Annotated in this window: 5 protein-coding genes; 3 read left to right on the top strand and 2 right to left on the bottom strand. The window is 56.5% G+C overall.

Going from position 1 to position 11,045, the window contains the following annotated elements; all coding sequences use genetic code 11:
- Positions 1-26 precede the first annotated feature (26 nt).
- Both ACT3R7_RS08990 and ACT3R7_RS08985 read left to right on the top strand, forming a co-directional pair.
- On the top strand, positions 27-1,976 hold the full coding sequence (locus ACT3R7_RS08990) for a UvrD-helicase domain-containing protein (protein WP_441675427.1): 1,950 nt from the start codon (positions 27-29) through the stop codon (positions 1,974-1,976).
- Between the two features lie 237 nt (positions 1,977-2,213).
- Complete coding sequence (locus ACT3R7_RS08985; RefSeq protein ID WP_496199014.1) at positions 2,214-3,365, top strand: SH3 domain-containing protein; 1,152 nt, start codon at positions 2,214-2,216, stop codon at positions 3,363-3,365.
- 131 nt (positions 3,366-3,496) lie between these two features.
- Here ACT3R7_RS08985 and recD read toward each other — a convergent pair whose 3' ends face one another.
- Both recD and recB read right to left on the bottom strand, forming a co-directional pair.
- A complete protein-coding gene (gene recD, locus ACT3R7_RS08980) occupies positions 3,497-5,842 on the bottom strand; it encodes an exodeoxyribonuclease V subunit alpha (protein WP_193091608.1) in 2,346 nt (781 codons plus the stop codon).
- Positions 5,839-9,600 carry an exodeoxyribonuclease V subunit beta gene (gene recB, locus ACT3R7_RS08975; protein WP_193091609.1) on the bottom strand — a complete coding sequence of 1,254 codons (3,762 nt, stop codon included), beginning with the start codon at positions 9,598-9,600 and terminating at the stop codon, positions 5,839-5,841. The genes recD and recB overlap by 4 nt, the downstream gene beginning before the upstream one ends.
- Before the next feature lie 246 nt (positions 9,601-9,846).
- Between recB and pncB the strand changes: the two genes are divergently transcribed.
- A complete protein-coding gene (gene pncB / locus ACT3R7_RS08970) occupies positions 9,847-11,025 on the top strand; it encodes a nicotinate phosphoribosyltransferase (protein ID WP_192538784.1) in 1,179 nt (392 codons plus the stop codon).
- Positions 11,026-11,045: the final 20 nt, after the last annotated feature.

Genomic DNA, 11,045 nt, shown 5'->3' with positions numbered 1-11,045 from the left:
CTTGAGCCAATCCAGGAGTCGATGATATGAGTGTGGTATCTGCTGTTGCTGACAACAACCGAGATGCTGGGGTTGTCGAAGAAATCTGTGGGTATCTCACAGAGGAAACTCCTCGCAGTTACTTCTTATTTGCCGGTGCAGGTTCTGGGAAAACGCGTACGCTAGTAGAGGTGCTGCGTCGGATGACAGGCGTTTTGGAGCATGAGAATGGCAATCGGTTTGCGCGGAGCTTGAGGATGTATGGGCGCTCGATACGCGTGATCACATATACCAAGAATGCTGTCTCAGTAATTAAAGGGCGTCTAGGCAACAACGACTTAGTAGTTGTTTCTACTATCCACGCTTTTTGCTGGGAGCTCATCAGCGGATTCAACGATGACATCCGTACAGCGCTTATCGCTCTCGAGGAAGCTAGGCTTGAAAAGAAGATGGCGGAAGCTCTAGCGAAACCAAGAGGAATAACCGCGGCAAAGCAGCGGGATCTGGATGAAATCAAAAAAGGTATAGAAGGGTTCAGAGAGACGAATGTGTTTATCTACCATCCGGATCGCGAGACGTATGGCCCCGGTGCACTTGCTCACAAGCACGTCCTCGATGTAACAGCATGGCTCCTTAAGAATGTGCCTACGCTCCAGACCATCCTCAAAGATCGTCATCCAGTTATACTCATTGATGAGTCACAAGACACGATGAAGGGTATGCTGGATGCCTTGATGAATCTTGCGGAGTTAAGGAGTACTAATCTGACTCTCGGGCTGCTGGGCGATCATCGGCAGCGTATCTATACTGACGGGCATTCCGACCTTCCGAGTTTGGTTCCTCCGGGCTGGGCGACGCCCGAGCTGCAGATGAACCACCGTAGCCAGCGTCGAATCGTCACTCTCATTAACAGAATCTGGGAAGCGAAGCTTGAGGGTCGAACCCAACCTGCGAAAGGCGTGGAGCAGTGCTCCAGAACCGAGAAGACTGGTGGGGTTGTTCGTCTTTACGTCGGTGACACTAAGCTTACTTCAGAAGAGAAAGTTCATGGCGAACGCTGGTGCTCAGACCAAATGCGAAAGGCAAGCGATGCAGCTGCCTGGGGCAAGGGGGAGTATCAACTACTCGCTTTGGAACACAAACTGGTTGCAACGCGAGGCTCGTTCCTCGATGCATTTGGTGCAATGATCTTGCTTGATCCGAATGCTGCCGCACCCACGGGTAGCGGTGACAACAGAGGTCCTGCAGCAGTACAAGTTTTATTGAACGAACTTGCTCAGTTAGAAGCATGTATTAGTGCCGATGGTAATGTAGATGAGTTTAAGGCCACAGAAGTTTTTCGGCGCTACGGTCTTCTCGATGATATGCCAGTAGATATGACTGCGCGAGAATGCCGTGCCAACGAAATGCTTCAAGCTATTGAGTGTTTTGTAGCTGCCTGTAAAAACTCGATTTCGACTGTGGGGGATGTGCTTGAACCTGTCTTAACAGCAAGACTGTTCGGGGTTGATGATCGTCTTTTATCTGCTTTTATGGATAAATCACCTTCACCACCAGCCCCCGGTAGGGGTGAAGATGAGTCCAAGAAGGACCGGATGCGTCGTGGCTGGTGCGCACTGTTCGCTTCTCCCTGGAATCAGCTGCAAAAGTATCGCTCCTATCTTTCTGGACATTCAGCACTGGCAACCCACCAAGTCGTTAAGGGCTCTGAATTCCTTCATGTCATGGTCGTGATGGACGATAAATTAGCTGGAGGCAATCAGATTTCCTATGACAAGATTTTTGGCGGTACTAAGCTGAGCAAGACGGACACAGAGAACCTAGAAAACGGCAAGGAAACGACCATCGATAGAACACTGCGCTTATTGTACGTTACTTGCAGCCGTGCTGAGGAGTCACTTGCCCTTGTGCTTTGGTCGTCCGATCCCGCAGCAGCTTTAGTAAGTATTAAGGACAGCGGCTGGTTCAATGAAGGGGAAGTTGTAGCGATTCCGTAAACTTTCAACCGTTGCCATAAGTTTACTTGAAACGCCCTTGTCTGGTGGGAGCAGATACTGGTGGCCTATTGGGGACGTTAATCTATGCTAATTGAATGGCTGCGCTAGCTTACATCCACAAGAGGCCTTAACAGAAAAGGCAGCGTCTTCGGACATTCATTTTTTTCAGGCATGCATGGTTACTGTCGAGCACTTATTTGTTTAGGCAATATCCGCCATCGCAGTGTAAATAATTAAGTGGAAATTAACAAAGAGGTTAGTGTCATTAGCAAGCATTTTGATCTAAAAGATCAGCTTTATTACCTAAATTTTCCTGATTACACTTTGCGCAGTCCGGCCACTCGCATGGCTCGGGAGTTTCAAGAGTCGACTGTGGCTCAGATGGCACGTGAGCTTCATGAATCTTCGGTGATGAGTATTGCTCGGGAGTTTCAAGGGTCGACTGCGGCTCAGGTGGCGCGTGAGCTTCATGAATCTTCGGTGATGAGTATTGCTCGGGAGTTTCAAGGGTCGACAGCGGCTCAGGTGGCCCGTGAGCTTCACGAATCTTCGGTGATGAGTATTGCTCGAGAGTTTCAAGGGTCGACTGCGGCTCAGGTGGCGCGTGAGCTTCATGGATCTTCGGTGATGAGTATTGCTCGGGAGTTTCAAGGGTCGACAGCGGCTCAGGTGGCGTGCGAGCTTCAAGAGTCTCCGTTGATACGTATGGCTCGAGAGTTTCAAGGTTCAACCGCGTTTCAGATAGCGCGCGATCTCCAAGACTTTTCTGTTATGCAAGGGTTGCTTGGGTTGGAATCTTCTTCTTTGATGGGTGCATTACCCCGTCTTACGGGAATGCCCTTCGATCCTGCACTCATAAGTCAAGCTGTTGCTATTGCTCAACATGCCGGTAATCGACAACAACTTGATCATGAGGAAGCATCACAGGAACTTGCAGCCGTAGAGGATGAACTGAAGCGCTTAGGCCAAGGCAGACTTGATTTTTTCTCTCTCTCCGAAAGCGGTCGCCGCACTTTAGTTTGGCTTTTTTATTGGATCGTTTTGCCGTTCCTGATGAACATCGCGGCAACCATGGCGTTGGAACGATTCAGTGAAAGAACAATTCTCAGCGAAAGTGTTACTACACCCCGCGAAGCAAAGAAGCTGGCGCGGTGTAGCAGTGAATTAGAGAAGGAGATATTCGCTGGGTGCCGCGTAGTGACAGGTGGCTCTCTGCGGCTCAGATCAGGGCCAAGTATGAAAGCTGAAGTCATGGCTAACCTACCGTTGGGAAAACTTATAGTAGTGCTGGATTCTTCGGAGCGGGCATGGCTTCTCGTAGAAGTGGACATTGAAGATGAACGTATTGAGGGGTGGGTTTCGCGTAGATACACTACGAAATTCAGGTAATTTACGGGTGGGTTCGGCCACTTTCTTACTTCCTGCTGTAGCTAGTGGTTGATATTGTTATGTAAGTGTCTGCTAAACGTCCCTTCTTGACCGTTAGCTGACAATGCTAGAACCGGTGATGTAAAATTTAATTAATCCCCCATCCCACTAACCCGCATAACCTCCCTAACCACCGCATCATTCAAAATCCCCCGTTTGGCTTCCACCAAGGTAAGCCATTCGCGAGCACGGGTAATGCCTGTATACACCAGTTCCCGCGTTAGAATAGGGTTGGGCGTTTGGGGTAGCAACAGCGCCGTGTGCAAGAACTCCGAGCCCTGGGATTTGTGCACCGTCATCGCGAACACGGTTTCCACTGAATGTAAGCGGGAAGGCAGTACCCAGCGGATGGAGTTCTCCGGGTCGCTGGTTGGAAAGGCGACTCGATGTAATAACCGCCCCGACGTGCGCGGGTCGGGCACCGTCAGTGTAATGCCGATATCACCGTTCATTAGCCCCATGCTGTAGTCGTTTTGCGTGACCAGCACCGGGCGGCCTTCATACCAGCCTTTTTCCAACTCGATATCGCTTGCGCTCAGTAATTTCTCGCGGCGCAGTACCTTGGCGATGCGCAAGTTTAAGCCTTCTACGCCCCACGGCCCTTTGCGCAATGCGCAGAGCAGTTGGAAGTGGCCATAGGCTTTTAGTACATCGCTGGCCCAGGCGTTATAGGTGGCGCGGTTATCTTCAAACGTTAGCGTTGCATCTGGGCGCTGTTTTTTTAACGTCGTCAGGTAATGCAGGTAGCCGGTGGGCGGGGCCAGCTCTTGGTTACTTCTCTTATCCATACGGCCTTTACCTGCATTGGGGAAGCGCTCCGGGGAGCCGGTGACGACTAAACGCTCCAGGGCGTTGTCGTCTTCACCACCCAGCACCAAATGATGTAGGTCGGCATAGCCAGCGCGCAGGGCGCTGTGTACGGCGTTCTGTTTATTGCGCTCGTTAAGCGTGGCGCTTAACGGTTGGTTAATCGCCTCGGCCAACTGACCAATGCCGCTGGCGGCGTCAAAACGGTGGCTTACTCGCAGCATGGTAATTGCCTGGTCAAGCGCTTGGCCGTTGGGGCAGGTTAGCGCTTCGGGCAGCGGGTGACTGGTGAGAGTGGCAAGCCATTTGGCGGTTTCTGGCGTGTAGTGGGCGGCCTCGGCACGGCGGCATAAATCACCGAGTACGGCACCGGCTTCCACAGAAGCGAGCTGGTCTTTATCGCCCAGCAGCACCAGCTTGGCGTGGGCGGGCAGGGCGCTTAACACGGCAGTCATCATTTCGATATCCACCATGGAGGCTTCGTCGATCACCAGTACGTCCAACGCCAACGGATTGTTGGGGTTGTGGCGGAAGTGGCGGGTGTCGGGCCTGGCGCCTAGTAGCCGGTGCAGGGTGGTGACTTCTGTGGGGATGGAGGCTTGTAGCTGTTCAGTGCTTGAATCTTCGCCCAATGAATTGGGCTCCCACAATGAATCGGGCTCCTGCAATGAATTTTGTTTCAACAGAGTGGCCAGCGACTGCGTAGGCAACTGGCTTACCTGCCCGGCGATGGATTCATTCAGGCGGGCGGCGGCTTTGCCGGTGGGGGCGGCTAAGCGAATGCGCAGCGCTTGCGTTGGCGAGTGGGCCAGTTGCAGGGTTTGCAGCAGGGCGAGCAGGCGCACAACGGTGGTGGTTTTGCCGGTGCCGGGGCCGCCGGTAATAATCGCAAAGTGGCTGCGCGCCGCCAGCGCGCAGGCGACCTTTTGCCAGTCTAGGGTGCCGTTGTCGGGGAACAGGGTGTTCAGGGCTTGTTGGAGTAAGGGGTGACTAGCGTCACCCTTCGCCGATGTGTCGGACCACCAGTGAACTGGGCTCCCACAAGAGCTGCTTAGTGCAGCATCGTCTTCTAGTGCCAGCCGAGCGGCGATTTCCTGGTGCAGAGTTTGTTCGTACTGCCAGTAGCGGCGCAGGTAAAGCCGGGTGGTGTGCGGGGTGTCAGCGCGCACCAGCGGTGTGTTGCCGTGGCCGTTGCTGATCAGCGTTGGGTGCTCAAGCGCGGCCTGCCACTCGGCAAGCGTTAGCGTGGCTAATACCTCGCTGGGTAGCGGCGGCGGGTCGCTTAGGTCATCACCTTCGGGTGGTAGCGAAAGGGCGAAGTCTGGTGCGTTCAGCGTGGCGTTTAAGTCCAGGCACACATGGCCTCGGCCCAGCTGGTGGCTGGCAAGCGCAGTGGCCAGCAGAAGCAGCGGCGGCACCTGGCCTCCCTCGCGGGCGAAGAAGCTGACCAGCGCGCGGTCCAGGTCGCGCAGCCAACCTCTGGCGACCCAGCGCTCGCAAAGCGCCATTAAAGTGCCCGTATCGTTCAGCGCAGGGTGCCGTTGGTGGTCAGGTGCTACTGTGCTGTTACGCGGTGTGGCAGGCGCAGGCTCGTTTTCGCCGAACAGGTCCAGGGTGTGTGAATCTTTCATGCCGTTTCCTTAAGGCCAGCGCCGTTGGCCGTGCCTGCAAATAATGCATCCAACGCTTCAATTAGCGCCACCGGGGCGGGTTCGGGGTGTACGCCGCGTCCAGGCGTACGGCTGCCGCGCAAAAATACGGTCAATGAGCCGCCCAAATGGACGTGCGGGTCGTAGTCGGGCAGGCGGGCTTTTAACAGCCGGTGCAGCGCCAGCAGGTACAGCGCGGCCTGTAGGTCGTAGCGTTTTTCCAGCAGCGCGGCACTCAGTGCCTCGGCACTATAAGCGCTGTCATCCGCACCCAGGTAGTTGGATTTCCAGTCCAGTACGTAAAAACGCCCATCAAATTCAAACGCCAAATCAATAAAGCCTTTGAGCATACCGTTGAGGGTGTCGGCATCCAGTGCGGGCCGGGCAAGGCCGGGAAGTAAGTGCTGGCTAACCAGCGCATCCAGCGCTTGCGTATCTACCTGATGGGCAGCAAACCAGAACTCTAGTTCAACCTGATAACCGCTTAGCTGTTGAAGCGCCACGGCACTTTGCTGGCCGGGAAGCGGCAGCTGGGTGCCGAGCAAATCCTCAAACCAGCCTGTCAGCGGTTCATACCACGCTTGCCAACCGCGCAGTTGCAGGCGGCGGCGCAGAGTGTCTTCACGGGCGGCGGCGTCTTCAAGCGCCTTGGCAAAGCCCAGTTGGCCTGCCCATTCCAACAAGCCGTGTAGAAAGGTGCCAGGGCCGGGGCCGCGAGGGAAACGGTGCAGGTGGCTTGCGTTTGTACTCGGCTGGTCGCTGTCAGTTGGCAAAGGAGAGTGAGTGGTTACACTCGCCGTGGGCTGCCCGGTTAATGGAGAACCTTGCAGCAGGTCTTGCGGTTCATCCAGCACTTCAAACGTGGTGGCTTCCTGGGGCGTGGTGGGTTCCGGCGTGGGCGCAGCGGTGGATAGCAGCCCTGAGATGCCGCCCGTGGTGCGCAGCGCCGAGTAGCTGGCGATCCACCACTGCTCGCGGGCCGGGCGTGTGGGCGTGCGGGCTTGCCCTAAAGCATCTTGCTGCTGGGCGGGCGTAAAGCACAGCGCGGTAGGTGTTGGCGCAGGCTCCAGGGCGATGTCGCTTTTATGGACCAGCGCGGCAAGCGCTTCGCTGAACTCGTTGGGCGCAATGTAGTTACCGCCGTTAAGCAGGTAACCCAGGGCGCTGCCTTCGCCCTCCTTTAACGGCGCAAGCCCCAACCAGGTGGCGTGGCGGGCGCGGGTAAGTGCCACGTAAAGCTTGCGTAAGTCTTCGCCTAATCGTTCGCGGTCGGCGGTGGCGAGCGTTTCTGCATCGGCGCTTAGGCTTAGCTGTAAATTGCCTTCGCCATCGTGCCAGCGCAGCGGCACATCGCCTTTTTTAGTGGGGCGATGGTTGGCAATAAAGGGTAAAAATACCAGCGGGTACTCAAGCCCCTTGGATTTATGGATGGTCACGACCTTGACCAGGTCTGCATCGCTTTCCAGGCGCAGCTTGTGGCTGTCGCCGTGGCTTTCCGGGTCGGCAATCGCTTCCGCCAGAAAGCGTATCAGCGCGTGTTCGCCATCCAGTTCCTGGCTTGCTTGCTGAAGCAGTTCGCCCAGGTGAAGCAAATCGGTTAGCAAGCGCTCACCGTCGGTCAACGCAAGCAGCCGGGCAGGAATATCGAAGTCCACCATTAGCTTGCGCACCAGCGGCAGCACGCCCTGGCGCTGCCACAGGCGGTGGTAACGGCTGAACTGCTCTACCCGGGCCTCCCAGGCAAGCTCGCTCTCGTTAAGGTGATCAAGCTCGCTAAGGCTCACGCCTAGCAGCGGCGTGGCCAGCGCTGCGCGCAGCTTGGCTTCCGCCTGGCGTGAATTGGCCTGGGATTCCGCACAGGCGCGTAGGCAGGTTTCCACCTGCTGGGCGATAGATGAGCTGAATACTTTGTCGTGATCCGACAGATAAACGCTTTTAACCCCACGGCTGGCAAGCGCCAAACGAATAGCGCGAGCTTCCTGCAGGCCGTTCACCAGCACCGCCATATCGGAAGGTTTTAATGGCGTAAGTTCGCCCTCGGTTTTAAAACCCGCTTGCCGCTTGCGGCCCGCTTCGAGCAGGGCGGTCATGTGGGAAGCGCAGCCTTCGGCCATTTCAAGCTGGTAGGCGGTTTTGGAAAGCGGCTCGTCAGCCGCCATTTGCCACAGCGTCATGGCGGGCAGCGGCGCGCCGTTCAACACCAATTGGTCGGCGCGGCCTTTGGCATCTACCGGCAAAAACGGCAGGGGGTTCTCGCCGCCTTGTTCACGAAATAAAAACGCGCCCGCTTCGTGCTTGTCGGCGTAGTTAAAGCAGTGGTTAACCGCGTTAACCATCGCCGCACTTGAGCGAAAGTTAGTGCCCAGCGTAACGTGGCGGCCATCGGTGTGGTGGCGGGCTTTCAGGTAGGTGAAAATATCCGCGCCACGGAAGGCGTAAATGGCCTGCTTGGGGTCGCCAATCAGCATCACGGCACTGTCGCGGCGCGGTGTAGCAACGTTATATACCGCGTTAAAAATGCGGTACTGGATTGGGTCGGTGTCCTGAAATTCGTCAATCAGTGCGACCGGGAACTGGCGCTTTATTTGGGCAGCCAGCGCTTCTTTATTGGGGCCTTGCAGGGCGCGGTCGAGGTGTGTGAGCAGGTCGTTGGGACCCATTTCAGCGCGGCGCTCCTGCTCGCGCTCCAGGCGCTGGCGGCACCACTGCACGGCGTGAATTAACAGGTCGTTGCGCGGCTCGGGCAGGGCATTAAGCTCGCCGGGCAAGTGGGCGAGCGCTTCCCACACCGCTGGGCAGGGCGGCGTGCCCACTTTCCAGATATCGGCCATGCCCTCAGGCGTCATGCGCCGCCAGGCGGCATCGGTAAGCTGGGGGCGGGCAGCGTCGCCTGTGCACCATTCGCGCAGCGCCCCCAGCCAGTTGGCGCGGCTTTTGGCGTTAAAACTTTGCCCTTTGAAGGCCTTCTGCTTGGCGGCCTCTTCCAGCGCAGGCACCAGCCCATCCAGCCAGGCAGCCCAGGGGGCTTTTAACTCGCTGAGCTTGGCGGCGCGGGCGGCCTGGCAGGTAGTAAGCGTTTGCTCCGGCTCCGGGCGTTGCTCGCCAAGGGCATCGCATTCGGGTAGCAGGCGCTGCAAGCTGGCGTGCAGGTCGTCGGGGGACTGCCAGTAGCTCACAATGCTGCCCAGCGCGTCCCCATCCAACGAGTAGTAGAAAGTGCGCCAGTAGTCGCGAACAACGTCCTGCTCCAGCTCGCGCTGGTCGTTCTCCAGGTTTAGTGAAAACAGGCTGCCGCTATCGAAAGCGTGCTCGCGCAGCATGCGGTAGCACCAGCTGTGAATGGTGGAAACGGCGGCTTCGTCCATCCACTCGGCAGCCAGTGCCAGGCGCCGTGCGCAGGCGGGCCAAGCCGAGGGTGGGTACTCACTGCGCAGCTCAAGCAGCAGTTTGTCGCCTACGTTTTCATCACTGCGAAAAACCTCAGCGGCTTCCACCAGCCGGTTACGAATCCGCTCGCGCAGCTCCTGGGTCGCGGCGTTGGTAAACGTGACCACCAGAATTTCGGGCGGCGTGAGCGGGCGGATAAAGGCGTCGTCGTCCTCTTTGCTACGCCCGCCTAATACCAGGCGCACGTATAAAAGCGCGATGGTGAAGGTTTTACCGGTACCGGCGCTGGCCTCGATCAGGCGGCTGCCGTGCAAGGGCAAGCTCAAGGGGTTGAGTGGGGCGGGGTGGCTCATCACTGGTCTCCAGGAGCAGGCGCTAGCAGGCACAAAAACAACACGCCCCGAGTGGGGCAAATAGAGGCGGCTGGAGAACTATATCGCGATGCCCGTTAGGGAGCAAAAAGCAGCGAGCAAAAGGCACAAGCGAGCGGGTTGGGCTGGGAGCCGGCGCCGTCACCTGCTAATCTTGTCGGCTAGCCACTCTTGGGGCGATCTTGTTTACGCTACCGCGGCTTCTGTTCACGCTGACGATGAGACTCCATGCTGACCTCGCTTCTGGATAACGACTTTTACAAAATCACGATGCAGAATGCCGTGATTAAACGCTTTCCGTATGCCCATGCGCGTTACGCTTTTATCAATCGTGGCGAGCATGCCTTTCCGGAAGGGTTTGGCGCTGCGTTACGCCGCGAAGTCGATAATATGGCGGCGCTTCGCTTAAACGACGAAGAGAAGTGCTATCTCGAAACGACCTGCCCTTATCTGGACCCTACCTATCTCGATTTTCTGGCCGGGTTTCGTTATGACCCCAGCGAGGTCATTATCGAGCAGCAGGGGGCGGACCTTTCCGTGGTAATTGAAGGCCCGTGGTATCGCACCATTCTTTGGGAAGTGCCGTTGATGGCGCTGATCAGCGAGCTTTGGTATCAACTGCGTGGTATTACGATTACCCCGGAAGCAGATGCGATGATTGAGCAGAGCGCCCAGGAAAAAATCGAGCTTTACCAACGCATGGGGCTCAAAATCGCTGAATTTGGTACGCGTCGGCGTTTCTCATTTAATGTTCACGACCGCGTGGTGGGCGCGCTTCGCCATCACGGCGGCGAGTCGTTTACCGGTACCAGTAATGTGCTGCTGGCGATGCGCCACGATGTGAAGCCGATTGGTACGCACGCGCATGAGTGGTTCATGTTCCACGGTGCCCGGTTTGGTTTCAAAATGGCCAACAGCCTGGCCCTTGAGCATTGGGTGGATGTGTACCGGGGCGACCTGGGCATTGCGTTAACCGATACGTTTACATCAAAAGCCTTTTTCGACAGCTTCGATAAGAAGTTTGCCAAGCTGTTTGATGGCGTGCGCCACGATAGCGGCGACCCTATCGACTTTGCCTCGCAAACCATCGCGCACTATGAGCGCCTGGGCATTGACCCGCTGAGCAAGACGATCATCTTTTCCGATGCACTTACCCCTGAAAAAATCGAGCGCATTCATGCCTTCTGCAAAGACCGTATCGGCATGGCATTTGGTATTGGCACCAACTTCACCAACGATGTGGGCGAGGAGCCCATGAACATGGTGATCAAGATGGTCGAGGCGCGTCCTGAAGGCCAGGGTTGGCTGCCGGTCATCAAGCTTTCTGATGTGGCCGAAAAGAACACTGGCGACCCTGAAATGATCTCGCTGGCCAATCGAATACTCCTGGTTAACCACCCGCATTAAGCGAAGCGCGCCTACTTTAC

It is taken from the genome of Halomonas sp. AOP43-A1-21 (assembly GCF_052376775.1).
GTDB classification, from domain to species: Bacteria; Pseudomonadota; Gammaproteobacteria; order Pseudomonadales; family Halomonadaceae; genus Vreelandella; species Vreelandella colorata.
This window is presented reverse-complemented; position numbering and strand designations above follow the sequence as displayed.

Bases quoted from the DNA above. Each gene is read 5' to 3' on its own strand.
- pncB (WP_192538784.1), top strand. From the start codon at position 9,847: ATGCTGACCTCGCTTCTGGATAACGACTTTTACAAAATCACGATGCAG.
- recD (WP_193091608.1), bottom strand. From the start codon at position 5,842: ATGAAAGATTCACACACCCTGGACCTGTTCGGCGAAAACGAGCCTGCG.
- recB (WP_193091609.1), bottom strand. From the start codon at position 9,600: ATGAGCCACCCCGCCCCACTCAACCCCTTGAGCTTGCCCTTGCACGGC.
- ACT3R7_RS08990 (WP_441675427.1), top strand. From the start codon at position 27: ATGAGTGTGGTATCTGCTGTTGCTGACAACAACCGAGATGCTGGGGTT.